Genomic DNA, 25,508 nt, shown 5'->3' on the forward strand with positions numbered 1-25,508 from the left:
AGTAATTTTTATTTTATAGAATATTTTAATATGCAACCAAAAGTTTCGGTTATTGTAGCAGTCTATAATGTTGCTTCTTTTTTGGATAAGTGTTTAGCATCTTTAAAGGTGCAAACTTTAAAAGAGTTTGAAGTGATATTGGTTGATGACGGAAGTACAGATTCCTCTGGACAGATTTGTGATGTTTACGCTCGTGGAGATATTCGGTTTAAGGTCTTTCATAAAGCAAATGGAGGCGTTGCGTCTGCAAGAGAGTTCGGAGTAGAGAAAGCCTCAGGATTGTATATGATTCATGCGGATCCCGATGATTGGGGGGAGCCAACAATGCTTGAAGAACTTTATGATAAAGCAGTTGAAGAGAATGTGGACGTAGTTATTTGTGACTATTATCGAGATACGGCATGTAATTCAGAATTGATTTCACAGCGCCCAGAAAGTCTCGTCCCCTCATCCATTGTGAAAGAATATCTTGATGGAAGGTTATTTGGAGCTTGTTGGAATAAGCTTGTTCGATTAGAAACATGGAGAAAATTGAATATCCACTTCCCCCACATTAATCTTTGCGAGGACGCTTTAGTTAATATCAAAATGGCTATGTCTGATATCCATTACTCATATTTAGATAAGGCTTTCTATCACTATGTTAGGGATGAAAATCCTGATGCAATTACTCGAGATAATAACCCTCGGATGGGATTAAATGCGTATAGGGCGAGTGTGAACTATCGTGCATTGTTGTATGGCACCACGTATTGGGACTATTATGTCCGACATGGCATGCCTTTATTTGCTTATTGGACACTATATTATGGAGGTATTTCCAAAGAAGAGTTTCAACAAGAGTTTGGAGATTTGATATCTTATAGCGAGTGCACAATGGTTGGTAAGGTTATCTTTGCGATACTTTTGGTTGGGACAACTCTTTTTGCATTTGCGAAAATTTGCGGGTAAGCTATTACATTAATATGATAAATCTTAGTAGTGTAACTTATGGAAAAAAGTGAGATAATACCTCATCATATCAACATCTCAATAGTGGTGCCATGTTATAAGGTAGAAAGAGTGTTAGAGCGTTGTGTTAAGAGTGTTCTTAAGCAGACATGTCAAGCGTTTGAGCTAATATTAGTAGATGATGGGAGCCCTGACCAAACGGGTATTATTGCAGATGAGATAGCGCTTCGAGATGCAAGGATAAAAGTTATCCATCAGCCAAATGGTGGAGCAATGAAAGCACGGCATACAGGAGTAAAAGTTGCAAAAGGGAAGTGGGTCACCTTTGTTGATTGTGATGACACGCTTCCTCCTAATGCTTTACAAGACCTTTATCAGGCGGCAAAGAACAATGTTTTTACAGAGATGGTTGTCGGATTCCGTGATGGCGTGAGAATAGAAAGGTTAGGGGATACTTATTGTATCGAAGATTATAGAAGGGATATGATTTCACGCAGACATCTTCATGTAGGCCCTTGCGGGCGACTGTATCGGCGCAAATTGTTTACAGATTTTATGTTTGATATTCCACAGAGTGTATTGAAAGGTGAGGATTGGTTGTTTAATATCCGTTATGCTTTTGTAATGCAGCATAAGCCGGTTGTTGTTGAAAGGTGTGTTTACAATTACATTATTACAGATGGAGGACTGCATACATCAGAAGGGACTCCTGAATCCTTGATAGTTTATGATTGCTTGAGATTAGCATCAATTCCAACAGAATATCAAGAGCAATACATGTCAGCTATCATGGAGGCTCGTTTTATTCCTTTGTTAGAATGGACTTTTGCGAATCTTTTTTGTATAAGTTGGCAGAATAATGCTTATGTGGCCTATCTCAAGAATGAAGTTAAGAAGGTTGATTATTCATTGACTTTTCAACAAAAGATGCTGTTGAGTCCGAATATCTTTTTGCGTTTTATATATTTTAATTTTTTAAGATTGACTTATCATTTTCAATAGATGGAGGAGAGTTGTAAACTTAGTATTATCATTCCGATGTATAATGCTGAAAAGTATATAACACGGTTGCTGACTTCGTGCTACCAACAAGATTTGGAAGAGTCATTATTTGAGGTTATTGTTATTGATGATGGCTCAATAGATAAGGGTAAAGATATAGTGGTAGAGTGGCAAAATGCGCATACTAATTTGATTTATCATTATCAAGAAAATACTGGACAAAGTTTAGCGCGTAATCACGGGTTGGGGCTTGCACAGGGAAAATATATTTGGTTCGTCGATGCTGATGATGAAATAGAAGTAAATTGCCTATCACGTTTAGTAAATCTATCTACATCGCATGATTTAGATATGTTACTTTTTAGTGACTTGATTCGTTATAACGATGGACGTCCTGATTTTAGTGGGGGATATGCTAACATGCGTTATAATACGGTCTGCACAGGAGAAGAGTGCTATCGAAGAGGATTTGTAGCATACGCAATGTCTTCTTGTATAGCAAAAAAAGAATTGTTGACAGATAATCATTTAAGGTTTTTACCGAAGACATTTGGTGAAGATGCGGAACTTTGTTATTGTTTAATGGCGTATGCAGAACGAGTGGAATTTATTCATTGTACGCCTTATATCTATCATGTAAACGGGAATTCCGTCACACAGACCAATATGGATAAACCTGAGGTAGTGCGTGGCAAACTTATGGATACGATTAGCGTAAGTGAGAGCTTAATTGCTTTAGCTGAGAAAATTAAAAAGGAAAAACCTTTTATTGCTTCGTGCCTTAAGTCGCGTGCAGAACAAATCGCATTTGGGGCACTCTATTCTTTATGGAGGCAGCGTAAATTCCTTGCAGGTGAGCTTCCTGAAATGATTGCAATATTGAAAAAAGATCGAGTGCTACCTTTTAAAATAAGTCCTCTACAGTGGAAACGCTTTCTTATCGCAACATTCTTAATAAATAGAATGTGAGGGGCATCTCACTTATCAATTCAATGGGAAAGGCGGTCGGCTTTATTAAAGGTATTTTTATTGATGGTACAGCATAAAATCAGAATTGCTTATATCACCGAGGGGCTGTGGCATGCTGCAGGCATGGAGCGCGTGCTTTCTTTGCGGGTAAATGCGATGTGCCATGATCTGGATATCACGTTTATCACGTTAGATGATGGAAGTTGCCCCGACATTTTTCCATTAGATCAGCGCATCGAGCGGGTGCATCTTCCAGCGAAGACCAAGGCCGAGTGTTATGCGGTATTGGCAGCCTATTTTAAGCAGCATCCGCAGGACATTACCGTTTCAACAGGAGGTTTAGAGTCTTTTGTGCTCTATAAGTTGCATGATGGAAGCAAGAAAGTTTTCGAGTTCCATTTTTCTTTCAATATCTCATGGGTTTGGATGGGGCAACATCGGCACGGATTGGCTCTGCAAATTGCAGCATGGATGCAAACTCTGCGGCGCATCCTGTTGGTCAGGAAGTATGATCAGTTGGTGGTATTGAGTCTGAGTGATGCGAAGAAATGGAAGCGTTTCGTTCCACAGACCACCTTTATTTATAATCCTTTGACTATCCATCCGCAAGCCCTCTCAACTTGTGAGCATCCCAAGGCTATAGCCGCGGGACGTCTGCACTATCAAAAAGGATTTGACTATTTGATTAAAGCGTGGCAGAAGGTGGCACAACGCTATCCGCAATGGCAGTTGGATATCTATGGCGAAGGTGAGTTAAGGCAGCGTTTGCAGCAGCAAATTGATGAGGCGGCGTTGTCGGAAGTCGTAACTTTGCGGGGGACGACGAAGGATATCGTGTCGAAATATGTCGATGCCTCGATGTTTCTATTAAGTTCACGTGACGAAGCTTTCGGATTGGTTATTACCGAAGCTGAGGCGTGTGGCTTGCCCATTGTGGCTTTCGATTGCCCCTCAGCTCCTCACGAATTAGTGTATCATGGGCAAAATGGTTTTATGGTTCCTTTGGGCGATGTTGACGATTTTGCCGATAAAATTTGTAAGCTGATAGCCGAAGTGCAACTCAGAAAGGCTTTCGGGACAGCGTCGGTTGCCGTTGCAGCGCAATTTAAAATAGAAGCCATTCAGGCGCAATGGATGGATTTGTATCAGAAAATTTGTCATTATGATGGAAGATAAGGCAACATGGAAGGGGATGAAAGCCAGCATCGCGGCCGATTTTAAGCGCAATTATGCCTACTCCTGGCTAAAGTTTCTCTTGGCCGATTTTTTTTTCCCCAATTATCACTTCCGCTTCCTTTTTTGGTTGCGTGTGGCAGAGATGGCACAGTGCAATCGGCGTTTTCAGTGGCTTTATCCGCTGGCAGCCATCTGCTACCATCATTATTCGCAGAAAGGAAACATCGAAATCAGTTTCCATTCGGTGGGGAAGGGCGTGAAAATACAGCATACGGCGGGCTTCATCATTGTGCATAGCGAGGCGCGCATTGGCGACAATGTGCATCTATCGCCGGGTGTGATTGTGGGCATTAGCTCGCTCAATCGCCGACACGAACTGCCTGTTATCGGCAACGATTGCTATTTGGCACCTAACGCCAAGGTGTTTGGCAAGTGCCACATTGGCCATCGGGTGGTGATTGCAACCGACACGGTTGTGCGGGATATGGATGTGCCCGATGATGCCATCGTTGTGGGCGCACCTGCCAAAATCATTCTGAAGGAGCATTGAAGCCTGTAGAAATGCATCATCGCGCGTGTTCAGAGCATGCGACCTTGCGGCAATGGAAGAAATCATTTTCTCGAGGGACCTAATCTATTGTCCTTCACGAGTCACGGGAAATTTTATTTCCCATGCAAACGACCCTCAGGCTGCGAAAACGAGATAAATGTATGATTGCCGTGTGACGGGGCAGCAACATGTATCGAAATGATTTGGTAAAATCGTTTGCTTATCTTTTCATAAAATATGGATTCATTGCAAAAAATAGTGTTGATATCCCTGTCAACACCCACCTATAATAATGTCAGAGCTGCCTCGGCACTGCCTTATCATCTCATTCGGGCGCAACGTGGTGAGGGGACTGCGTTCGTGGTCTATTCGTTTAACATCAACGAAATTGCGCCTGATGAAATCAAGCAGATAGAGGCCACCTTAGGCATCACCATCAGATTGCTGCCGCGTCCGCGATGGATGTTGTTCATGATGCGGTTGCGACTGCTTCTGTTGCGTGTGTTTTTGCGCTACCCTTTGGCCTCCTATTATCGCCTTCCGTTGGCTGCAACACAAGCCGTGAAGGCCGAGAAGCCCGACGTTGTGTGGATTTATGGCGAAGAGATTGCAGGCTTGGCACGCTGGTTTAGTGGTATGGGATGCGTGGTTACGATGCCCGATTGCGAATCGTTGTTCTATTATCGTTTGCTGGGAAAGACGTTTGCCACGCGCAATCTCTTTCAGATTTTAAAGTCGTCGTTTGCCTATCATCAATATCTCTCGTTGGAGCGCCACATTTGTTTGCCCCACGTGCGTTATCATTTTGTAGGGCAGGCTGATGCGTCGTTTTTCCAATCACATGCCGAGCACGGCGAGACGTTGTTCTTGCGGCATCCACTTTATGATTACAAGGGTAAGCCGATAGCGTTTCATCAACCGCGAATCAAACTGTTGATTGCCGGGCGTAATGATTTTTATATGGCCGAAGAGGTGCAAAAGGTGATAGCCTTGCTCGCGGCTCGTAATGCTGAGGCAGAGGTTGGCGCCATTAAAGTGCATTACGATATTGCCTTTTTAGGAAAAGGGTGGGAGAGAGAGGCCGAAACATTGCAGCACGCAGGGTTTGTTGTGAGCCATCAAAATTTTGCAGAGGATTACATCGAAGCGCTGCAAGCCCACGACATACAACTTACGCCGATAGCTGTAGGAACCGGAACGAAGGGTAAGGTGTTGGATGCGATTGCCAATGGTCTGTTAGCGGTGGGAACGCTGGGTGCTTTAGAAAATATTGCGGTGGAGCATGGCAAGTCGTGTTTGTTATACCATAGTCCTCACGAACTTGTCACGATGTTGGCAACTATTCCGCAGCATGTTTCCGACTATGAGCGTATGGCCGAGGCCGGACGCGAGCAGGTTTTAGCACACCACCAGTGCTTAGCCATCGTTCACAAACTGTTTCATTGGGATCTTTCATCGGCGGAATGAGATGGTATCGCTTAAAGTAGTTTCAGATTTAAATGTTCCTATATTTATTCCTTTTTATCGCTCTTGCAGGGATTTATAAGCTGACTTATCGCGGTTCGGGCTGCGACAAACGGCTTTTCTTCTTTATCGTGTTGGCATTGGGGCTCTTCGTAGGATTATCCGACATGTTAGGAGGCTATGATCGTTACATCTATGCCGAGTATTTTGACCAGGTGGCTGATGTGGGGAAGACGTCGATGCACGACTATCTTAACGATGCACAGATATTCAGCCACTGGGAGGGTGAGAAGGGGTATGGATGGTTGAATGTGGCCATCTCGCTCTTTACGAGCAATCGTTATATCTTTATTCTCGTCTTTACACTCATTGTCTATGGTCTGTTATTTGTGTCAATCAGCGAATATACTGACGATAATCTGATGGCACTCATGATGTTCATGGGACTATTGTTTTTCTTCACGTTCACCTATTTACGTCAGGTCATGGGCTTTAGCATCGGTTGGTTGGCCATTCGTTATGCTTATCAGCGCAGTTTTTGGAAATTTGTACTGATAGTATTGTTAGCTTATTCGATGCATAATTCAGGAGTGATTCTGTTTCCGCTTTATTTTATTCCCGTAAAAAAATATCCCAAGGGGGTAGTGATAACGGTCTTAATCGTCTGCTTGTTTTTAGGTGCTTTGGGTGTTGCGAATTTCTTTTATAACACTTATAGTGATGCGGCCGATGACTCGCGTGGCGAAAGTCTGAATGAGAGTACAGGTTCTTTGCGCCCGGGTTATTTGATAGAAGCCGTTATTTTTGCTGTACTCATTTTGCGAAACTATGAATATGTCTTAGATACCAAACGCCATATTCTGTTGATGAATGTAGGGCTATTCTTCTGTTGTGTATTGCTTTTATTTATTCGCTCAGAGAATGGAGGACGTTTAAGTTGGTATTATGCCATCGGTATTATGGCCACATTGGCTAATATTGCAGCACAAAAACACAGAGTGAATGCCACCCCACAATCTATTAGTTTAAGTGGTTTTCATCTTTTCCTCATTGGTTTAAGTTTCTTCTTGTATTTCCGAATTCTTCGTGGTTGGGGTGAAGGTGGTTATCAAATTTTGTATCCTTACAAAACATTTTTGACTAACGGACATCGGGATCCCGATAGAACGTATGATGAATATGAATATGACTACCGATATGACAAAGATAAATTCTATCGATAATTTAGTGCGCACGGCTGTGAAACAGCCTCGACAATCGGGGATAGAATTGTTGAGAATAGTAGCGATGCTGATGGTGATAATCGTGCATATCTATCCTGGGACAATAGGTTTTAGCTATCAGCGCATGCATGATGCTCCTTTTTCGAGCATCAATAGTTTCATGTTAGAGTCGTTATCTATCGTCTGTGTGAATGTATTTGTCTTTATATCGGGATGGTTTGGCATTAAGAAAAACTTGCAAAGTATAGGTAATTTGTGTTTTCAAGCACTATTCTTTGCTATGCTCATTTATGGCGTGCTGTGGTGCCTCTCACCTCAAACATACGGAAACATCGATGCGCTATCTACCATTTTTATGTGGCATACCGACGACTATTGGTTTGTGAAAGCCTATTTAGGATTAGTGATATTTTCTCCCATGCTGAATAGTTTTACGGAGAGATGTTCCGAAAAACAGCTACGCGGGGTGCTGATTGCCTTTTATAGTTTCCAGACGTTATATGCTTGGATGAGTATTTATGGTGCTATTTGGTTTGCAGGCGGCTACTCGGCTACTTCTTTTGTAGAGTTATATCTCTTGGCCTATTATATGCGTCATTATGCATCAGTTTGCAAACAATGGGATAAAAAAACTTGGTTAGTGTTATTCTTTGGGATAGCTTTCCTACAAGCTCTTTTGGCTTCGTGGCTGACATGGCATAATATCCTCATTGCAGGCCGTCTCTTTACTTACACCAATCCTTTAGTGATAGTGCAAACTGTAGCCTTGTTTATGTTTTTCTCACAATTGAAGATGAAGAGCAAGGTTATTAATAAGCTCGCACTTTCTTGCTTGGCTGTTTATTTGCTCCATGCACATCCTTTAGTTTTGCACACATCTTTCCGTGAGTTGATTTTAGATTTGGATGCAAAACTATCCCCTTATTCTTATGCGTGTTCTATCGCTTTACTATTTATAAGCATTTTTATAATCGCTTTTTTGTTGGACCAAATCCGACTATATCTGTATCAGCAGCTTTATAAAATAGGTTGTAATTTCTTACAGAAGCAAATGGAACGCTCATGATAACGATATTAACCCCCACATTTAATCGAGCGCATCTGTTACCTCGTTTGTTTGAAAGCCTGACACACCAAACCGATTTTGATTTTGAGTGGTTGGTGATGGATGATGGCTCTACAGATGGAACTTCTGATTTATTTGCGGGTAATACCTTCCTATCGGCACCTTTTTCCATTCGATATTATCGGCAGGAAAATGGCGGAAAGCATTGTGCTTTGAATGCAGGTGTGAAGCAGGCAAAGGGCGATTTTATCTTTATTGCCGATAGCGATGACTGGCTATTGCCACAATCTGTTGCGATAGTGGGACAGCATACGTCAGCGATTGCAGATGATAATACTTTTGCTGGTGTTGCAGGCTTAGATGTTTTTGATGATGAGCGTATTGTGGGGACAGGATTACCTCAAGATATTATCGATTGTAATGCGATGGATATTCGCTATCGCTACCATGTAGATGGGGATCTAAAAGAGGTTTTTAAGACCACCGTTTTGCAGGAGTTTCCTTTCCCTGAAATACAAGATGAAAAATTTTGTCCAGAGCAATTAGTGTGGTTTCGCATCGCACAAAAGTATAAACTCCGTTATTTTAATATCCCAATTTATGTTGCAGAGTATCAGCCCAATGGTATAACAGCTTCCATCATCCGTGTCAGAATGTTAGCACCACAAGCCACTTGTATGATGTATGCAGAAATGCTGGCCTATAAGATACCCTTTAAGGAAAAGATAAAAGCAGCTATAAATTTTTGGCGTTTCAAAGCCTGTGCTCCTTCTCGGGTGATGATAACAACCTTAAAGGGAGGGTGGCGATGGTGCTATCTCATAGGCATGCTGCTTCATTGGCGTGATAAAAAGCAGGTGGGTGCAGCATCGTTGCTAAAATAAAAGATAGGATAACAATGCAGTTTGAATCGTTTTCTTTTTTAGTTAGTTTGGCCTTAGCCTGCTTGGTTTATTGGAGTATCCCTTCTCGTAGAGGAATTTGGCGTAAATATTTATTATTTATTTTAAGCTATATTTTCTATAGTTTATTTGATTGGCGCTTTTCTTTCTTCCTTTTCTTTATAACCATCCTTTCTTATGATTGTGGGAAAAAGCTCATACAGCTAAACGATACGCACATTAAACAGCGGAAGTTCATTGTAGGAAGCTATTTGACAGTGAGTGTCTCTACACTGTTTTTATTTAAGTATCTATCATTTTTTGTTACGACGATAGCACCATTCCTCGATCATTTCACGGCTGCAGAGAGGTTGAATTCGTGGCGTTTGCTGTTGCCGATAGGTTTGAGTTTCTATCTATTTATGTCGATGAGTTATGTCATAGACTGCTATCGGCGGACGATCGCTAAGACCCCTTCTCTATTGAATTATGCTGTCTATATGAGTTTCTTCCCGCATTTAGTAGCAGGTCCTATTGATAGAGCACGACTGTTTATTCCGCAATTAGAAGAAAAAAAGCATTTCCAGCAAGATCTTTTTATTAGTGGGCTGCGGCAAATGTTATATGGATTTTTCAAGAAATTGGTCATTGCCGATAATTTAGCACTTATCGTCTCTCAGGTTTGGAACACCTATCCGCAACAAAATACTTTTGTCATCCTTTTGGGAGCCATGGCTTATTCCGTCCAAATCTATGCTGATTTTTCGGGTTATTCGGATATTGCGATAGGCATAGGACGTCTGTTTGGAATAGAGATGATGCGGAATTTCAGCTTTCCTTACTTTGCAAGAACGGTGGCAGAGTTTTGGCGTTCGTGGCATATCTCGCTCACATCTTGGTTTACAGAGTATCTTTACATCCCTTTAGGAGGTAGTCGTCGTGGAACATTTCGAACCATATTGAATACACTTATTGTGTTTACACTCTGTGGATTATGGCATGGAGCCAATTGGACTTTTATGGTATGGGGCTTTCTATGCGGTGCATTGTTTATCCCCATTCTCTTAGATGGTGGGAAAAGTAAGCAGAAATGGAAACAAACACCAGTCGCTTTTACATTCAATAATATCATCCACATGTTCACTCTTTTCCTTGCGATTACAATTTGTTGGGTATTCTTTCGGTCAGCGTCAGTAACGCAAGCTTGTGAATTGCTGGGCTATATGTTCAATAATCTCACCGTAAGTAGTTCGGTAAGTGTCGTTACGATGGTGATGCCCCCGGTATTTTTTATGCTACTATTGAGTTTCATCGGGATAGAATGGAAGGGTAGGAATGAGAACCATGGTTTAGATTTTGTGCAGAAGAAATCGCGCTTTTTCCGGTGGACAGTCTATACCTTAATGATTTTCTCTATATTCTTCTACATTCAAACAGAAGGTGGACAATTTATTTATCAAAACTTTTAAAAGATGAAGGCATTACTAATTAAGCTCTTTTCTTTTATTGTTTTCTTCTCTGTTTGGGTAGGCCTGTTATTTCTTCTCAATAAATATTGGCTTGCAACCGATCATTATAACAATGAATTTACCGTTAAAGGTAAGCTCATTCAAACGGAGACCCGCCTTCCAAAAGTTATTTTTGTGGGTGGTAGTAATGTAGCTTTTGGTATTGATTCTAAGACAATATCCGATAGTATAAAGCTTCCGGTTTTTAATGCAGGGCTTATTGCTGGTCTGGGAATGCGTTATATTTTTGATAGCTATGAGCCTTATTTCCGTCAAGGAGATATTGTGATTTTAATGCCCGAATACGATCATTTCTATAGTGATAATGCTTATGGAAATCCAGAAACTGCTGGCTATTTGCCCTATTTAAGCGATTTTAAACCATGGCTTTTGAATGGTAAACAGCTTGGCGTTGTCAGCTTAGGTTTTCTTAAAACAACATTACAGATAGCTGTTAAGGGGACTTATTTTAAGTTGCTTCACGCCTTTAAGCCGGCAGGAAATGTGTATGAGTATAAGATGAGCGGATTTAATAAATGGGGGGATGAAGTATCACATAGAACACTTCCACCTAATATTAATAATATAGGTGCCTATCCTATTTTTGGTGACTATAATGCAAGTTACATCCAACATTTGTTAAACCAAGTACATCATTTACGAGAGAGGGGTGTACGAGTCATCTTTTTCCCTCCGATAACCAGCAAGAATATGGTAGCGCTAAATCATAAGCAAATTGTTAAGATTAAGCGGAGTTTGGCCGCTGCAGGTTGTGCCTATGCGGTCTCCCCCGATAGTTTAGCTTATCCCGATAGTTTGCTTTATAACACAACCTATCATCTCAATGCACAGGGAGTTGCTGTAAATTCGCAGCGTTTAGCAGGTTATCTGAAGCTTCTGTTACATTCTTCTTTTCGTAAAAAATAATCAAAATGCGTATCTTACAAGTCATAACCTCATTGGAAATGGGAGGGGCTGAAACCTTATTGGTTAATATGATACCTCGCTTGCAGGCTTTGGAACACGAAGTTGACCTTTGTGTTTTTAATGGTAATGAAACCCCTTTGATGCAACGATTAAAGGAACAATGTCCACAAACAAACCTTTTTGTTTTAGGGACGGGCTATTATAACCCTTTATATATCTTTAAATTGATGCGGATGATGCGTGATTATGATCTTGTTCACACGCATAATTCGTCACCCCAGTTGTTTGTTGCTTTAGCCAGTTTGTGGCATAAGCCTTTTTTATGTACGACAGAACATAACACTTCAAACAGGAAACGGAATTGGAGGTGGTATCGTCCTATAGAACGATGGATGTATCATCGTTATCAGCATATTATTTGTATTAGCGATATTGCTGCTCAGAAGTTACGTGAGTATATGGGGAAAGGCTGGAATAGTTCTGCATCTTCACTTTATAAACGCATTTCAACGATTAACAATGGTATTGATGTTGAGGCGATTCATGCGGCTGAACCGTGCCAGGAATTGGTGAAAGTAAAGGAACAAAGATGTGTCCTATTAATGGTAGCGGCCTTCAGGAAACAAAAGGATCAAGACACGCTTGTACGAGCTTTAGCATTGCTTCCTAAAACAGCGTATGAAGTATGGTTTGCTGGAGTGGGTGAACGTTTAGAGGAAGTGCGAAAGTTAAGTGAGACTTTAGGTGTTGCATCTTATGTAAGGTTTTTGGGCATTCGTACTGATATTCCGCAGGTGTTGCAAGCGGCCGATATTATTGTGATGTCTTCTCATTGGGAAGGTCTGAGTCTTAGTAATGTTGAAGGGATGTCGGCGGGTAAGCCTTTCATTGCAAGTGATGTGAATGGTTTACGCGAAGTGACAAAGGATTGGGGACTATTGTTTCCACATGAAGATGCAAAACAGTTGGCTGCTCTTCTTCAGCGATTGGCAACCGATGATGCCTATTATAAGCAGATAGCCCAGCGTTGTTATGAACGTGCGAAACAGTTTGATATTAACGAGATGGTCAGAGCATACAACCAAGTATATTTAACGTTGTGCAAAGCATGACAAATAACGATAAAATAAGCAATACAGCAATGCAAAGAAACATATTAATTACATCTGCCGGTCAGCGTGTTGTGTTGACAGAGATTTTTAAAAATTCACTCGCTACTTTGCATCTTGAAGGAAAAGTGTTTACAACGGATATGAATCCGCGAATGGCACCTGCGGGATATGTGTCAGATGGTTGTTTTGAAGTAGAGCGATGTACCGCTCCTACTTACATCACACACTTGTTAGAACTATGTCAATTACATGATATAAGTATCCTTGTTCCGACGATTGACACAGAACTTTTAATACTGGCACAGCACAAAGAAGCATTTGCTGCAGCAGGCATTCGTGTGATGGTGTCGGATGAAAGTTTTATTTCAAAGTGTCGGGATAAACGAAAGACAGCCAAACTCTTTGCTGATTTGGGGATTGATGTGCCTCGAGAAATAGATAAGTTTCACCCAACATTCCCCCTTTTTGCCAAGCCCTACGATGGTTCTTTAAGTACTAACCTTCATGTCATCCGTCATCAAGAGGAGTTGACTTCGGAGCTGTTGGCTGATGAAAAGCTTATTTTTATGGAGTATATCAACCCCGAAGAGTTTAAAGAATTTACGGTGGATATGTATTATGGAGGCGATCATCAAGTGAAGAGTATTGTACCGCGGGAACGCTTAAAGATTCGTGCTGGCGAAATCAATAAAGGCATTACGCAAAAAAACAGTTTAGTAGCATTCCTCAAAAAGCGCATGAATTATTTGCCTGGCGTTGTGGGGTGCATTTGTATTCAGTTGTTCTATCGTGAGGCTGATGAGCGTGTTTATGGTATAGAAATTAATCCTCGTTTTGGCGGTGGCTACCCGTTAAGTTATTATGCTGGGGCAAATTTTGCGGAATTTATGTTGAGAGAGTATTGTTTAGGTGAGAAAATAACGTATCAAGATAATTGGAAAAACCATACGCTGATGTTGCGTTATGACCGCGAAATTATCGTTCATGAAGGATAAAGTCGTTTTTTTTGATTTGGATGATACACTCTATCATGAAGTCGATTTTCTGAAATCGGCCTACCGAGAGATAGCTTCTTTTATTGAAACAAATTATCATTTGCAAGGAATTTATGCAGAGATGATGGGCTATTGGCAGGCTAGTGAGAATGTCTTCCAGTGCTTATTAGCATCTCATTCCTTACATGATTTGACGATACAAGACTTATTGTTGCATTATCGGGCACACGTTCCACAGATTACATTAAGCATTGAAACGCAACACACTTTAGAACACTTGCATGCAAAGGGCATCAGAATGGGATTAATTACTGACGGACGAACCTTAACACAGCAAAATAAAATAGCGGCATTAGGGATAAAAAAGTATTTTGAGGAGCAAGATATTTATATCTCGGAAGCGTTTGGATCAGAAAAAACAGAGGGAAAGTCGTTCCAGGATGTGCAGCAACGCTATGGCGAAAATAGTGAAATATTCTATGTAGGCGATAATCCTAAAAAAGATTTTGCATGGCCAAATGCTTTGGGATGGATAACAATTTGCTTGTTGGATGACGGGCAGAATATCCACTCTCAGCAGTTTAATGTTGACGAAAGCTGTTTACCCCAATACAAAATACATCATATAGAAGATTTATGCAAGCTCATAGACGAAAACTCATTCGATTGACAACGGTCGACATATCGCTTTATAACTTATTGGTGGGACAGTTGAAATTCCTCAATCAATATTATGAGGTTGTGGGTGTTTCTGCCGATACAGGGGTGCTCCATGACTTGGCTAAGCGTGAAGGAATTCGTGTAATCAATGTGTCCATGGAGCGTGAAATCCGTCCCTTTGCGGATGTTAAAAGTTTGTGGTGTCTGATAAAGCTTTTTAAAAAGGAACGTCCATATATTTTGCATGCCAACACACCAAAGGGGTCTTTGTTGGCGATGATTGCTGGGAAAGTGGTGGGGGTTCCCCATCGTATATACACCGTTACAGGCCTACGTTATCAAGGTGCCAACGGCATGTTGCGTTTCGTTTTAAAAACAATGGAACGGCTTACCTGTCTTTTCGCGACGAAGGTGATTCCTGAAGGGAACGGAGTGTTGCACACATTGCAGGTTGATGGTATCACGAAGAAGCCGCTTGCTGTTTTGGGAAATGGAAATATCAATGGAATTGATACTGACTATTTTTCAGTGAGCAGGACAGAAGCGGATCTTATACATGATCATCGTTTTAGTAAAAGCATGGAAATGACGGAGCAAAGTGCACCAGATTGTGCTTCAATTCGCGCGACTTTAGGCTTCAATCTCAATGATTTTGTTTTCGTCTTTGTAGGTCGCTTGGTGAAAGATAAAGGAATTATAGAGTTGCTTCACGCCTTAAATCGATTGCATGTGAATGGTTATCAGCAGGCAAAGCTCCTTATAGTAGGGAGTTTTGAGTCGGGGGATGCTGTAGGCGAAGTGGCTGAAAACGAGATTAAAAATAATCCCCATATTGTGTGGGTTGGCTGGCAAAACGATGTACGCCCTTATCTCTTAGCAGCCGATGCTCTGGTTTTTCCCAGCTATCGGGAGGGCTTTCCCAATGTTCCTTTGCAAGCAGGTGCTTTGGATTTGGCTTCTATTGTGACCAATATCAATGGATGTAATGAAATTATCAAGGATGGTTTGAACGGGAAAATCATTGTAGCTCCACTTTCAGATGAGGGAAGACTGTTGACCAAATCCGGAGGTACAGTGATGGAAAATGCGCTCTATCATGCGATGGAGTGGTTTATAAATCATCCTGATGACGTGGGGCGTATGGCGCATAACGCACGTGAACAAATTGTTACGCGTTATAAGCGCGAGCATGTTTGGCAGGCTGTTTTGCAATGCTATCAATCACTTTAAAGAAGACTTATGTATCGGAAATTTTTCAAACGCTTTTTAGATGTGGTGATTTCGTTTTTGGTGCTTCTTTGTTTGTCACCATTGTTGTTGTTGCTTACAGTGTGGTTGCATTTCGCTAATCGTGGTGCTGGAGCATTCTTTTTACAGGAGCGTCCGGGGAAAGGGGGGAAGATATTCAAGGTGATCAAGTTTAAAACGATGACTGATGCACGCGATGCAGCCAGTCATCTATTGCCTGATGACGAGCGGATTACACGTGTTGGTGCTTTCGTACGGTCTACTTCCTTGGACGAATTATTGCAATTTGTGAACGTGTTGAAAGGCGATATGAGTTTAATAGGGCCACGCCCTTTGTTGGTTCAATATCTACCATTGTATAATGCAACACAGGCACGCCGGCATGAAGTCAGACCTGGTATCTCAGGTTGGGCGCAATGTCATGGTCGCAACGCACTCACTTGGAGTGAAAAGTTTGCTTATGATGTGTGGTATGTCGACCATTTATCGTTCCTTACCGATTGTAAGGTGGTTGCTTTGACGATAAAAAGTGTATTGAAACGGGATGGTATTGCACATGAGGGCTCGGCAACGATGGAGCCATTCAATGGGCACAATTAACCTATCAGTTGCAGGAGTTGTTGCTTTTTAAAAGCGTAAGGTGCCTAAAGTCGTGCAACGCGATGGAAACAAAATCTGTTCCCATCGCGTTGCATGAGTTATACTCGTATTCTAAACCCTCGTCCTATTCTTGCAAGAGCGCTTGATGTGCTTGCTCAAATCGTTTGGGGTAGTTGCTGATGAAGCACATGTTAACGATACAGTTGGCCAAGAGTTCTATATCACTCAAATCAACTCCTTTCTCACGCGAGACATCTTTACCGATAATCACTTCCCAGTTGCCTCTAAAGTTGGCATCTTCGGCCCCCATATATTGCTCGTCTCCGTTTCCTTTCATGATTTTGTAACGAATGCTTTTGGAAGAGTTCACGGGACGAAGCGATTCCAATATGGTATAAGCCTCCTTTAATGGTTCGCGGTATTTGGCCGTACCGGGGAACATTTCATTGATGACCGGCATGAGCTCGTCGAACGAATAAGCTTGTATTAATTGGTAGAGTTTCATTTGTTGATTAGAATTTGGCCATTTTTATCGCATCAATGGCACACTCATCTCCTTTATTCCCTAATTTCCCACCGCAGCGATCAAGTGCTTGTTGCAGGTCGTTGGTGGTGAGAAGGCCATAGATGACGGGGATTTCCTGTGTGGCATTCAAGTGGGCAATGCCTTGCGTTACACCTTGACAGATATAGTCGAAGTGGGGAGTCTCGCCACGGATTACACTCCCTAACACGATAACAGCATCATAACCGCCATGCAACACCATTTGGTGTGCGCCATAGATGAGCTCGAAACTGCCCGGGACAGTTTTCACATGTATATTCTCGGGCAGCGTACCATGCTGTTTTAGTGTTGCCATAGCGCCCGATAAGAGGGCGCCAGTAATGTCAGGATTCCATTCAGCCACCACGATGCCGAAGCACATGTTGCTGGCATCGGGAACGGTAGCTGGGTCATAATCCGAGAGATGATGTAATGCTGTTGCCATTATCGTGAAGCTCTTTCGATATATTTATCTATCTCTTGGCTTTGCACGAGCTGTGCGTTTACATAGTTAGCCTTAATCTTTTGGTAGAGTTCCAGCGCCTTGTCCTTCTTACCTTGGCTCTCCAACAGGATGCCGGCTTGCAGATAGAAAGTGGGAGCGATAGAGTTATTGACGCCGTCTTTGGCTTGCTTATCGGCCATCTCAGCAGCCTTTTCCAGGTTATCGATGGCTTTATCGAGCTGGTTTACGTGGGCATAAGCATTGCCGAGCGCCGCGATTGCTGCGGGACTAACCATGGCATCGTCTGCCGGGCTGTAGGCATCTAAATACTTCACTGCATCGTCCCATTTGTTTAAATTGGCATAGCAAAGCCCTGCATATAGGTTGGCTAAGTTCGCCGCATCGGTGCTGCTGTAGTCGCTGATGATATTCAATAGGCCTGCGTAGCCTGCGCCGTCACCCTTTAAGGCTTTGTCGAACTGCTCGGCATCAAAATACTCCTGCCCTTTTGCTAAGGCCGTGCTTGCTTTTTCCTCGCGCGGCTGTGCAACATAGGCCTTGTAGAGAAATCCGCCCACCACTGCGATGATGATGGCAGCAACTGCGATGATGATGGCTTTCCGATACTTCATAGCGAAAGCTTCCGACTTCATGAGCGCCCCATTCTCGAGTGCTCCTTGTTCTTTGATGTTTGTCATTTGTTTATTCTGTCTTTTCTATTTGTATTCTGTTCTCAGCGTATCTGCGTCCAGAAAGGTGCGCAAGAAAGGCAGTCACAAAATTACTGAAATAATCTCAATTGGTGAAATTTATGGCCTCTTTTTTTCGTTATTCATGATAAACCCATAACTTTGTACACTAATATGATATTACGTAGATTGTCCATCTTAAATTATAGGAACATCCAGACTGCAACGATTGATCTATCGCCGAAACTTAACTGTTTCATTGGTAACAACGGCGAAGGAAAGACCAACATTTTAGATGCCGTCTATTATCTGTCGTTCTGCCGCAGTGCCTTTAATCCGATTGACGCGCAGGTGATGCGGCATGATGAGGACTTCTTTGTCTTGGAGGGGGATTACCGCTCTGACCAGGGCGATGAAGAGCACATTTATTGCGGCATGAAGCGCGGAACGAAGAAGCATGTCAAGCGCAACAAGAAGGAATATAAGCGCTTGGCACAGCACATAGGGCTCATTCCGCTGGTGTTTGTCTCGCCCGCTGATGCTGCATTGATCGAGGGTGGGAGCGAAGAGCGCCGACGGTTGATGGACGTGGTGATTTCACAGTATGATCACGCCTATATGGAATCGCTCATGGCCTATAACAAGGCGTTGCAGCAGCGCAATGCAATGCTCAAGCAGGGCGAGGCGGCCGACACGGCGTTGCTCAGCATTTGGGAGGAGCAGATGGCTGCGCATGGCACCGAACTCTATCAAAAGCGCACCGCCTTTGTCGGCCAGCTGGTGCCGGTGTTCCAAGAGATCTACAGCTACATCTCGGGCGGCAGCGAGCGGGTGGGACTGCGCTACGTTTCGCATGGGCAGCGCGGAGAGCTGTTGGATACCATCCAGCGTGACCGCTACAAAGACTTGGCCGTGGGCTATTCACTCCACGGCACCCATCGCGACGATTTAGAAATGCTGTTGGACGGCTTCCCCATGAAGCGCGAGGGCAGCCAAGGGCAGCACAAAACCTTTGCCTTGGCCTTGAAGCTGGCGCAGTATAGCTTCCTGCACCGGCAGTCGGGCGAGCAGAAACCGCTGTTGCTGCTCGACGACATCTTCGACAAATTGGATGCCGGACGCGTGGAGCGCATCATCCAATTCGTCAGCGGTGAAGCCTTTGGCCAAATCTTCATCACCGACACCAATCGCACGCATCTGGACATGATTTTGGGCAAAGGAAATTTCGACTATCACCTTTACGCCGTGGTTCACGGCAACGTAACCCTCGAAAGCCATGTTTAAGCGCGATGTAAAACCCTTAGGAGATTTGCTGCAAACCTTTCTGCGCAACGAAGGGCTGGAAACTCCGTTGAAGCAGAAGCGACTGCTGGATGTTTGGCCGACGGTAGCAGGCGCAACGGTGGCACGCCTCACCGGCGAGCGGTTCATAAAAAACCAAACGTTGTATGTGAAAGTGCTTAACCCGGCACTTCGGCAGGACCTGAGCATGATGCGGCAGCGTCTGGTGCAGCAACTCAATGCCGCTGTCGGTGGCTACATCATCAGCGACATCCATTTCTATTAACCACTTCTGTTCCCGCTTTTCATCATGCTGATGCAAACGATGGCTCGAATGCTCATGCGGAGCACGGAACGCCATGCAAGCCGACACACGGTTATTATATAATAGGTGAAATGCCACGCAAACCGTCACACTGTCGGTTATATAATAGGTGAAACGCCATGCAAAACACAACACTAACAATGATGGAATAGGTGAATGGCGAAGTAAACTATCACACTTATTCGTATATTTTAACCAAAGGTAGTATCAAACGGTAGCACGAACGTGACTACCAGAGCAAAAGTAGTGTCAAACAGTAGCACGAACGTTGCCACCAGAGCCAAAGGTGGCATCAAACAGTAGCACGAACGTGACTACCCGAGCAAAAGTAGTATCAAACAGTAGCACGAACGTTGCCACCCGAGACAAAGGTGGCATCAAATGGTAGCATGAATGTTGCCACCCGAGCCGAAGGTGGCATCAATCGGTAGCACGAACGTTTCCACCCGAGCCAAAGGTGGCATCAATCGGTAGCACGAACGTTGCTACCCGAGCCAAAGTAGTGTCAAACAGTAGCACGAACGTTGCCACCTGAGCCAAAGGTGGCATCAAACGGTAGCACGAACGTGACTACCCGAGCCAAAGGTGGCATCAAACGGTAGCACGAACGTTGCCACCCGAGCCAAAGGTGGCATCAAACAGTAGCACGAACGTTGCCACCTGAGCCAAAGTAGTATCAAACAGTAGCACGAACGTTGCCACCTGAGCCGAAGGTGGCATCAAACGGTAGCACGAACGTGACTACCTTGGCCAAAGTAGTATCAAACGGTAGCACGAACGTGACTACCCGAGCCAAAGTAGTATCAAACAGTAGCACGAACGTGACTACCCGAGCCAAAGACATATCCAAACGGTAGCACGAGCGGCAATATTTATTCCGAAGATATATTCAATCGATAGCAAAAATAGTTTGCAATTTGCATGGCGTTGTGGTGTTTTTCATCGTGATGGTTGTGCGAGCAGTTGTGGAGGTTGGAAAATTTTTAGATGTAGGTTGTGCGCGTGATGCGAGCGGACGGAAAACGTTTAGGTTGATGTTGAATGCGCAGTTGGGGAGGATGGAAAACCTTTATGGAAAGGCTGTGTGCGCGATGTGCGCAGACAGAGAAGTTGTGACGGTTAGTCGTGCACCACTTCGTCCATGGCGACATCTTGTGGCGTGGTGGGCACGCGCCCAACCATTTGAAATGCAAAACAGAGGCCTATTTTGTAGGCCTGCGGCAGCTGCTCCAGTAAGCGGTCGTAATAGCCTTTACCATGGCCCAACCGACGGCCTTGCGCATCGAAGGCGACGCCGGGCACCACCACCACGTCGATGGTATCGTGCTGGGTGAACAGCGGGCCGGTGGGCTCCATGATGTGGTATTTTCCGCTTGCTTGCAGGTTTTCGTCGCCTGTGTAACGGCGCAGTTCGAGTGTTTGTGGCAGCGTCACGGGCAGCAGCACCGTTTTGTCCATCTGTTGTGCCAACAGCCGGATGAGTGGGCGTGTGTCCACCTCGTCGGGCATGGCATGATAGAGTAGGAGCGTGCGGGCTTGCCTGATGCGCGGGTGGGAGAGCAGCTGCTGCATGCAAACAAGCGACGCTTCGTGCCGCCTTTCGGGACTGAAGCGTCGTTTGCGTTGTGCCATTTCTTGTCGCAGTTGTGCTTTCTGCGTGCGTTCGTTGCTCATTTTCTGGCCGGTTGGGACTTGGGTGCAGCCTGCGGTTTTCGTGGAAAGGCCGCATGGTTTTTAAACACACGCAACGCCTTCGCAATCACCTCATCGTCCCGGTTGACGTAGGCGTTCCATGCCTCTTCGTCGAGCATGTTGTAGATGATGCGGCTTGCAACATAGCGATAGAGCAGCCTGTGGCTCTTGCGAATCATGAGGTTGCGTCGCCTTAACCCGCGCTTGTCGGCATAGGCGGCAAACTTCTCGACCAGGTTTTGCTTGGCAAGATAGCTGCTTAGCTCGGCAAGTGTGCGATATTGTGCCAGCCTGGGGCGGTTGTCGTCGGTGTAGTTGAAGGCGAATTGGAGGATGAGTCCGCTCATGGCCGCTTGCTTGAAGTAGGACGTCATGGCGAGGGTGTCTTCGGGAACGAAAATGTCGGGTGTGATGCCCCCTCCGCCATAGACGGTCCTGCCCAAGCGCGTGTGGTAGGCAGGCCCGCGGTGCTTGATACTGTCTTGCGAGAAGAATTCGCCGTGCTGATAGCGCATGAGCAGATCCTGCTGGTAGTCTTGCGCGTCGCCGCTGATGTAGGGCTTCTGAATGCAGCGCCCGGAAGGGGTGTAGTAGCGGGCGATGGTGAGGCGAATCATGCTGCCGTCGTTGAAGCCAATCTGCTGCTGCACCAGACCTTTGCCAAAGGAGCGTCGGCCAATGATGGTGGCGCGATCGTTGTCTTGCATGGCGCCGGCGAAAATCTCGGCCGCCGAAGCTGAAGCCTCATTGATGAGCACCACCAGCGGCATGCCTTGATAGCTTCCGCGACCATCCGAGCGATAGTCCTCGCGCGGGCTCTTGCGTCCTTGCGTGTAGACGATGAGCCGGTTCTTGGGCAGGAACTCGTTGGCTATCTGTACGGCACTGTTGAGGTAGCCGCCGGTGTTGTCGCGCAGGTCGATGATGAGGCCCTTGAAGTTGCTCTGCTGGAGTTTGGCCAGGGCAATGAGCAGTTCGGGGTAGGTGGTCTCACCAAAGTTCTTGATGCGGATGTAGCCGGTTGTGGCATCCACCATGTAAGCTGCCGTGATGCTTTTTTGCGGAATCTCGCCGCGCGTGATCGTGAAGGTTTTTACCGTCTTGGTGCCATAGCGGATGACGCCAATCTTCACCTTGGTGTCTTTGGGTCCCTTCAGGCGATGTTGTGCCTCTTCATTGGTTACTACCTTCCCCACAAAGGGCTTACCGTCCACGCTGACAATTTTGTCACCGGCGAGGATACCGGCTCGCTCGGCAGGTCCATTTTTGATGACGTTCTGCACGTGGATAGTATCTTCCCTGATGGTGAACTCGATGCCGACACCCGAGAACGAACCGCGCAGGTCGTCATTGGCCGCCTGCACGTCCTTGGCGTTGATATAGACCGAGTGGGGATCGAGCTCCGAGAGTATCTGGGGGATGGCATAGTCCACCAGTGAGTCGATGTTGACCTTGTCGACATATTGGTCGTCGATGATGTTCAGCAGGTTGTTGAGCCGGTTGCTGCCCGAATTGATGATGTTGAGGCGGTTGCCCGCAAAGTGGCTGGTGTAAAATGTTCCGATGAAGATGCCAAGGATGACACAAGTGGCCATGATGATGGGCATCCAGCGGTTAGTTCTCTTCTGTTCCATTGTCTTCTTTGTTATCATTGAGGTAGATCACCTCTATTCCTGCACGTTGCAGGAGTGCGACGCCGTCTTCCAAACGGTATTTCTCGGCATAAACAACACGCTTGATGCCTGCCTGGATGATGAGCTTGGCACATTCGATGCAGGGTGAAGCGGTGACGTAGAGGGTGCTCCCATCGCTGTTGTTGCTGCTTCGTGCCAGCTTGGTGATGGCGTTGGCTTCGGCGTGCAGCACGTAGGGGAGGGTCAGGTCGCGGCTATCCTCGCAAACGTTATCGAATCCGCTGGGCGTACCGTTGTAGCCATCGCTGATGATCATCTGGTCTTTCACCACCAGGGCGCCGACCTTCCTGCGTTTGCAATAGGAGTTTTCGGCCCATATCTTGGCCATGCGCAAATAGCGATAGTCTAATGTTCGTTGCTTGTTGTTGCTCATTGTTTTGTGCTCCTTATGGTTTGCCCCTCACCTTCTGCCTCCTGTTTCTCGGTGCATGGCGCGGCGATGCCGTTCCTTTCTAACAGCGCGTCGATGGTGGGTTCCTGCCCCCTGAACCGCTTATACAGCGTCATGGGATGCTCGGTTCCTCCCTTCGACAGGATGTTGTCTCTGAACCGCTGCGCCGTCTTTTGGTCGAAGATGCCATGCTTCTTGAACAGGCTAAAGGCATCGGCGTCCAACACTTCGGCCCATTTGTAACTGTAGTAGCCGGCGGCATAGCCTCCGGCCATGATGTGACTAAACTGCACGGTCATGCAGGTGTCGGGCAGTTGCTTTGTAATGATGGCCTCCCTCCACGCGGCTTTCTCGAAGGTTATGATGTCGGCATCGAAGGGCTGTTTCAGTGTGTAGTAGGCCATATCCAAAAGACCAAGGCTCACTTGTCGTAAGCAAGCATAGCCTGCCAGAAAGTTACGGCTGCTGATGATGCGCGCAATGAGCTCGTCGGGGATGGGTTCCCCTGTCTCGAAGTGGATGGCGAACGTGCGTAGGAACGCTTTCTCGACAGCGTAATTTTCCATGAATTGTGAAGGTAGCTCTACAAAGTCCCACCACACATTCGTGCCGCTGAGGCTCTCGAAGCGTGTGTTGGCAAGCATGCCGTGGAGCGAGTGTCCGAACTCATGCAAAAAGGTCTCTACCTCGCCCAGCGTCAACAGGGCTGGCTTCTCGGGCGTGGGCTTTGTGAAGTTCATCACTAAGCTCACGTGCGGACGGCTGTTCCGTCCCTTGGAGTCAATCCATTGCCCTTTAAATTCAGTCATCCAGGCACCGCCCTGCTTCCCCTTTCGCGGATGGAAATCGGTGTAGAGCACGGCCAGGTACGAGCCGTCTTTGTCGAACACCTCATAGGCTTTCACGTCGGGATGGTATACGGGAATGTCCTTGTTCTCCTTGAAGGTGATGCCATAGAGCTTCGTGGCCAATCCAAAGACCCCTTTAATGACCTTGGAAAGCTCGAAGTAAGGGCGCAGCATCTCGGCGTCGAGATGATATTTCTCCATTTGGAGGCGATGTGAATAGTAGCCGAAGTCCCACGGCTGCAAGCTGAAATCAGCACCCTCCTCCTTTCTTGCTAAGGCTTCAATCTCCGTCACCTCCTGCAATGCCGTGGGCTTGTAGGCCTTGAGTAGCGAGTCGAGTAATTGGTAAACGTTGTTGATGTTGCTGGCCATGCGGTGTTGCAACACGTAATCGGCATAGGTTTCAAAACCTAAGAGCTGAGCCATTTCGCGGCGTATGTTAATCAGGCGCTTGCAAATCTCGACGTTGTTCTCTGCATTCTTGTGGGTGCACAGCGTGTTTCTGGCCATGTAAAGCTGCTGGCGTAGCGCGCGGCTCTTGGCGTAGGTCATGAAAGGGCTGTAGCTTGGGAAGTCAAGCGTAAAGAGCCAGCCTTTCAGTTGCCTTTCCTTTGCCGCCTGACTTGCTGCTGCTATGGCCGTTTCGGGTAGTCCTTCTAATTGTACTTTGTCGGTGATATGCAGTTCAAACGCTTTCGTCTCCTTTAATAGGTTTTGTGAGAATTGAAGCGTGAGCATGCCTGCCTCTTCCGTGAGTTGGCGCAGTCTCTCTTTCCCTTTCTCATCCAGCAGAGCACCACTCCGCACGAATCCGTCATAACTTTTGTTGAGCAGCATTTGCTCTTCGGGCGTTAGTTCGCGATGATGATGATAGACATATTGCACGCGTTTGAAGAGCTTTTCGTTTAAGCTCACATCGTTGGCATGCTTGGTAAGTATCGGGCTAAGCTTTTGTGCCAATGCATCAAGCTCGTCATTCGTTTCAGAACTCAGCATGCACGAGAAGACATTCGACACTCTATCCAACAAATCGTAGTAGTGTTCGCCTTTCTCTAAATCAACTCTGGCAATTGTATTTTCAAAGGTTGGTGTGGCTGGGTCATTAATGAGCTTGTCGATTTCTTCATCATCACGGCGGATGCCCTCCATAAACGCCTCTTCGTAGTCTTCCGTTTTAATCTTATGAAAAGGAACCGTATAATGAAGTGTGCCATAATCCTCAAAGAAAGGATTTACTCTTTTGGCATGAGTGTCTGTTTTATTCATG

The 25,508-nt window shown here is 45.2% G+C and carries 25 protein-coding genes; 18 read left to right on the plus strand and 7 right to left on the minus strand.

Features of this window, described 5'->3' with window-relative positions; all coding sequences use genetic code 11:
- The first annotated feature begins 30 nt into the window (after nt 1–30).
- The 16 genes from HMPREF9431_RS01295 to HMPREF9431_RS01370 all read left to right on the plus strand — a co-directional run bounded on the left by HMPREF9431_RS01295 (nt 31) and on the right by HMPREF9431_RS01370 (nt 16,332).
- Complete coding sequence (locus HMPREF9431_RS01295) at nt 31–951, plus strand: glycosyltransferase (RefSeq protein WP_004379247.1); 921 nt, start codon at nt 31–33, stop codon at nt 949–951.
- A gap of 39 nt (nt 952–990) precedes the next feature.
- A complete protein-coding gene (locus HMPREF9431_RS01300) occupies nt 991–1,953 on the plus strand; it encodes a glycosyltransferase family 2 protein (RefSeq protein WP_004379248.1) in 963 nt (320 codons plus the stop codon).
- Nucleotides 1,954–2,922 carry a glycosyltransferase family 2 protein gene (locus HMPREF9431_RS01305; protein WP_004379249.1) on the plus strand — a complete coding sequence of 323 codons (969 nt, stop codon included), beginning with the start codon at nt 1,954–1,956 and terminating at the stop codon, nt 2,920–2,922.
- Nucleotides 2,923–2,985: 63 nt separating this feature from the next.
- Nucleotides 2,986–4,098 carry a glycosyltransferase family 4 protein gene (locus HMPREF9431_RS01310; protein ID WP_004379250.1) on the plus strand — a complete coding sequence of 371 codons (1,113 nt, stop codon included), beginning with the start codon at nt 2,986–2,988 and terminating at the stop codon, nt 4,096–4,098.
- Complete coding sequence (locus HMPREF9431_RS11940; protein ID WP_081463295.1) at nt 4,085–4,648, plus strand: serine O-acetyltransferase; 564 nt, start codon at nt 4,085–4,087, stop codon at nt 4,646–4,648. Before HMPREF9431_RS01310 ends, HMPREF9431_RS11940 begins: the two co-directional genes overlap by 14 nt.
- A gap of 258 nt (nt 4,649–4,906) precedes the next feature.
- A complete protein-coding gene (locus HMPREF9431_RS01320) occupies nt 4,907–6,115 on the plus strand; it encodes a glycosyltransferase (protein ID WP_231287681.1) in 1,209 nt (402 codons plus the stop codon).
- Nucleotides 6,116–6,147: 32 nt separating this feature from the next.
- Nucleotides 6,148–7,335, plus strand: coding sequence for an EpsG family protein (locus HMPREF9431_RS01325; RefSeq protein WP_004379253.1), 1,188 nt, complete (start codon nt 6,148–6,150; stop codon nt 7,333–7,335).
- A complete protein-coding gene (locus HMPREF9431_RS01330; protein WP_231287683.1) occupies nt 7,283–8,401 on the plus strand; it encodes an acyltransferase in 1,119 nt (372 codons plus the stop codon). Before HMPREF9431_RS01325 ends, HMPREF9431_RS01330 begins: the two co-directional genes overlap by 53 nt.
- A complete protein-coding gene (locus HMPREF9431_RS01335; RefSeq protein ID WP_004379255.1) occupies nt 8,398–9,285 on the plus strand; it encodes a glycosyltransferase family 2 protein in 888 nt (295 codons plus the stop codon). The genes HMPREF9431_RS01330 and HMPREF9431_RS01335 overlap by 4 nt, the downstream gene beginning before the upstream one ends.
- A gap of 14 nt (nt 9,286–9,299) precedes the next feature.
- Nucleotides 9,300–10,751 carry an MBOAT family O-acyltransferase gene (locus tag HMPREF9431_RS01340; protein WP_004379256.1) on the plus strand — a complete coding sequence of 484 codons (1,452 nt, stop codon included), beginning with the start codon at nt 9,300–9,302 and terminating at the stop codon, nt 10,749–10,751.
- 3 nt (nt 10,752–10,754) lie between these two features.
- A complete protein-coding gene (locus HMPREF9431_RS01345; protein ID WP_004379257.1) occupies nt 10,755–11,717 on the plus strand; it encodes a hypothetical protein in 963 nt (320 codons plus the stop codon).
- A gap of 5 nt (nt 11,718–11,722) precedes the next feature.
- Nucleotides 11,723–12,829 carry a glycosyltransferase gene (locus tag HMPREF9431_RS01350; RefSeq protein ID WP_004379258.1) on the plus strand — a complete coding sequence of 369 codons (1,107 nt, stop codon included), beginning with the start codon at nt 11,723–11,725 and terminating at the stop codon, nt 12,827–12,829.
- 29 nt (nt 12,830–12,858) lie between these two features.
- On the plus strand, nt 12,859–13,824 hold the full coding sequence (locus tag HMPREF9431_RS01355; RefSeq protein ID WP_004379259.1) for an ATP-grasp domain-containing protein: 966 nt from the start codon (nt 12,859–12,861) through the stop codon (nt 13,822–13,824).
- Nucleotides 13,814–14,494, plus strand: coding sequence for an HAD family hydrolase (locus tag HMPREF9431_RS01360; RefSeq protein WP_040560641.1), 681 nt, complete (start codon nt 13,814–13,816; stop codon nt 14,492–14,494). Before HMPREF9431_RS01355 ends, HMPREF9431_RS01360 begins: the two co-directional genes overlap by 11 nt.
- The gene (locus tag HMPREF9431_RS01365; RefSeq protein WP_004379261.1) at nt 14,461–15,714 is read left to right on the plus strand and encodes a glycosyltransferase family 4 protein; all 1,254 of its coding nucleotides are present in this window, start codon (nt 14,461–14,463) and stop codon (nt 15,712–15,714) included. Before HMPREF9431_RS01360 ends, HMPREF9431_RS01365 begins: the two co-directional genes overlap by 34 nt.
- Before the next feature lie 9 nt (nt 15,715–15,723).
- Nucleotides 15,724–16,332 (plus strand): sugar transferase, encoded by a 609-nt coding sequence (locus HMPREF9431_RS01370; protein ID WP_004379262.1) that lies wholly within the window; start codon nt 15,724–15,726, stop codon nt 16,330–16,332.
- 124 nt (nt 16,333–16,456) lie between these two features.
- Here the strand turns inward: HMPREF9431_RS01370 and HMPREF9431_RS01375 are convergent, their stop codons facing one another.
- From HMPREF9431_RS01375 to HMPREF9431_RS01385, 3 genes are read right to left on the minus strand one after another with little or no spacing between them, the layout of a single operon-like run.
- On the minus strand, nt 16,457–16,837 hold the full coding sequence (locus tag HMPREF9431_RS01375) for a hypothetical protein (protein ID WP_004379263.1): 381 nt from the start codon (nt 16,835–16,837) through the stop codon (nt 16,457–16,459).
- Nucleotides 16,838–16,844: 7 nt separating this feature from the next.
- On the minus strand, nt 16,845–17,321 hold the full coding sequence (gene ribH / locus HMPREF9431_RS01380; protein ID WP_004379264.1) for a 6,7-dimethyl-8-ribityllumazine synthase: 477 nt from the start codon (nt 17,319–17,321) through the stop codon (nt 16,845–16,847).
- Nucleotides 17,321–18,019 carry a tetratricopeptide repeat protein gene (locus tag HMPREF9431_RS01385; protein WP_004379265.1) on the minus strand — a complete coding sequence of 233 codons (699 nt, stop codon included), beginning with the start codon at nt 18,017–18,019 and terminating at the stop codon, nt 17,321–17,323. Before HMPREF9431_RS01385 ends, ribH begins: the two co-directional genes overlap by 1 nt.
- A gap of 165 nt (nt 18,020–18,184) precedes the next feature.
- On the opposite strand from HMPREF9431_RS01385, the gene recF reads away from it, so the two are divergent.
- Together recF and HMPREF9431_RS01395 are read left to right on the plus strand one after the other, a co-directional pair.
- A complete protein-coding gene (gene recF, locus HMPREF9431_RS01390; protein ID WP_004379266.1) occupies nt 18,185–19,294 on the plus strand; it encodes a DNA replication/repair protein RecF in 1,110 nt (369 codons plus the stop codon).
- Nucleotides 19,287–19,577: a DUF721 domain-containing protein gene (locus HMPREF9431_RS01395; protein WP_004379268.1), complete on the plus strand. Its 291-nt coding sequence runs from the start codon at nt 19,287–19,289 to the stop codon at nt 19,575–19,577. The genes recF and HMPREF9431_RS01395 overlap by 8 nt, the downstream gene beginning before the upstream one ends.
- Before the next feature lie 1,158 nt (nt 19,578–20,735).
- Here the strand turns inward: HMPREF9431_RS01395 and HMPREF9431_RS01400 are convergent.
- From HMPREF9431_RS01400 to HMPREF9431_RS01415, 4 genes are read right to left on the minus strand one after another with little or no spacing between them, the layout of a single operon-like run.
- Nucleotides 20,736–21,290 carry a 5-formyltetrahydrofolate cyclo-ligase gene (locus HMPREF9431_RS01400; protein WP_004379270.1) on the minus strand — a complete coding sequence of 185 codons (555 nt, stop codon included), beginning with the start codon at nt 21,288–21,290 and terminating at the stop codon, nt 20,736–20,738.
- Nucleotides 21,287–22,942: a S41 family peptidase gene (locus HMPREF9431_RS01405; RefSeq protein ID WP_004379272.1), complete on the minus strand. Its 1,656-nt coding sequence runs from the start codon at nt 22,940–22,942 to the stop codon at nt 21,287–21,289. The genes HMPREF9431_RS01400 and HMPREF9431_RS01405 overlap by 4 nt, the downstream gene beginning before the upstream one ends.
- Nucleotides 22,923–23,375, minus strand: coding sequence for a deoxycytidylate deaminase (locus HMPREF9431_RS01410; RefSeq protein WP_004379274.1), 453 nt, complete (start codon nt 23,373–23,375; stop codon nt 22,923–22,925). Before HMPREF9431_RS01410 ends, HMPREF9431_RS01405 begins: the two co-directional genes overlap by 20 nt.
- Nucleotides 23,372–25,507: a M3 family metallopeptidase gene (locus tag HMPREF9431_RS01415; protein WP_004379276.1), complete on the minus strand. Its 2,136-nt coding sequence runs from the start codon at nt 25,505–25,507 to the stop codon at nt 23,372–23,374. The genes HMPREF9431_RS01410 and HMPREF9431_RS01415 overlap by 4 nt, the downstream gene beginning before the upstream one ends.
- Between the last annotated feature and the right edge of the window lies 1 nt (nt 25,508).

It is taken from the genome of Segatella oulorum F0390 (genome assembly GCF_000224615.1).
Classification (GTDB): domain Bacteria; phylum Bacteroidota; class Bacteroidia; order Bacteroidales; family Bacteroidaceae; genus Prevotella; species Prevotella oulorum.

Bases quoted from the DNA above. Each gene is read 5' to 3' on its own strand.
- HMPREF9431_RS01295 (WP_004379247.1), top strand. From the start codon at position 31: ATGCAACCAAAAGTTTCGGTTATTGTAGCAGTCTATAATGTTGCTTCT.
- HMPREF9431_RS01300 (WP_004379248.1), top strand. From the start codon at position 991: ATGGAAAAAAGTGAGATAATACCTCATCATATCAACATCTCAATAGTG.
- HMPREF9431_RS01305 (WP_004379249.1), top strand. From the start codon at position 1,954: ATGGAGGAGAGTTGTAAACTTAGTATTATCATTCCGATGTATAATGCT.
- HMPREF9431_RS01310 (WP_004379250.1), top strand. From the start codon at position 2,986: ATGGTACAGCATAAAATCAGAATTGCTTATATCACCGAGGGGCTGTGG.
- HMPREF9431_RS11940 (WP_081463295.1), top strand. From the start codon at position 4,085: ATGATGGAAGATAAGGCAACATGGAAGGGGATGAAAGCCAGCATCGCG.
- HMPREF9431_RS01325 (WP_004379253.1), top strand. From the start codon at position 6,148: ATGTTCCTATATTTATTCCTTTTTATCGCTCTTGCAGGGATTTATAAG.
- HMPREF9431_RS01330 (WP_231287683.1), top strand. From the start codon at position 7,283: ATGATGAATATGAATATGACTACCGATATGACAAAGATAAATTCTATC.
- HMPREF9431_RS01335 (WP_004379255.1), top strand. From the start codon at position 8,398: ATGATAACGATATTAACCCCCACATTTAATCGAGCGCATCTGTTACCT.
- HMPREF9431_RS01340 (WP_004379256.1), top strand. From the start codon at position 9,300: ATGCAGTTTGAATCGTTTTCTTTTTTAGTTAGTTTGGCCTTAGCCTGC.
- HMPREF9431_RS01345 (WP_004379257.1), top strand. From the start codon at position 10,755: ATGAAGGCATTACTAATTAAGCTCTTTTCTTTTATTGTTTTCTTCTCT.
- HMPREF9431_RS01350 (WP_004379258.1), top strand. From the start codon at position 11,723: ATGCGTATCTTACAAGTCATAACCTCATTGGAAATGGGAGGGGCTGAA.
- HMPREF9431_RS01355 (WP_004379259.1), top strand. From the start codon at position 12,859: ATGCAAAGAAACATATTAATTACATCTGCCGGTCAGCGTGTTGTGTTG.
- HMPREF9431_RS01360 (WP_040560641.1), top strand. From the start codon at position 13,814: ATGAAGGATAAAGTCGTTTTTTTTGATTTGGATGATACACTCTATCAT.
- HMPREF9431_RS01365 (WP_004379261.1), top strand. From the start codon at position 14,461: ATGCAAGCTCATAGACGAAAACTCATTCGATTGACAACGGTCGACATA.
- HMPREF9431_RS01370 (WP_004379262.1), top strand. From the start codon at position 15,724: ATGTATCGGAAATTTTTCAAACGCTTTTTAGATGTGGTGATTTCGTTT.
- HMPREF9431_RS01375 (WP_004379263.1), bottom strand. From the start codon at position 16,837: ATGAAACTCTACCAATTAATACAAGCTTATTCGTTCGACGAGCTCATG.
- ribH (WP_004379264.1), bottom strand. From the start codon at position 17,321: ATGGCAACAGCATTACATCATCTCTCGGATTATGACCCAGCTACCGTT.
- HMPREF9431_RS01385 (WP_004379265.1), bottom strand. From the start codon at position 18,019: ATGACAAACATCAAAGAACAAGGAGCACTCGAGAATGGGGCGCTCATG.
- recF (WP_004379266.1), top strand. From the start codon at position 18,185: ATGATATTACGTAGATTGTCCATCTTAAATTATAGGAACATCCAGACT.
- HMPREF9431_RS01395 (WP_004379268.1), top strand. From the start codon at position 19,287: ATGTTTAAGCGCGATGTAAAACCCTTAGGAGATTTGCTGCAAACCTTT.
- HMPREF9431_RS01400 (WP_004379270.1), bottom strand. From the start codon at position 21,290: ATGAGCAACGAACGCACGCAGAAAGCACAACTGCGACAAGAAATGGCA.
- HMPREF9431_RS01405 (WP_004379272.1), bottom strand. From the start codon at position 22,942: ATGGAACAGAAGAGAACTAACCGCTGGATGCCCATCATCATGGCCACT.
- HMPREF9431_RS01410 (WP_004379274.1), bottom strand. From the start codon at position 23,375: ATGAGCAACAACAAGCAACGAACATTAGACTATCGCTATTTGCGCATG.
- HMPREF9431_RS01415 (WP_004379276.1), bottom strand. From the start codon at position 25,507: ATGAATAAAACAGACACTCATGCCAAAAGAGTAAATCCTTTCTTTGAG.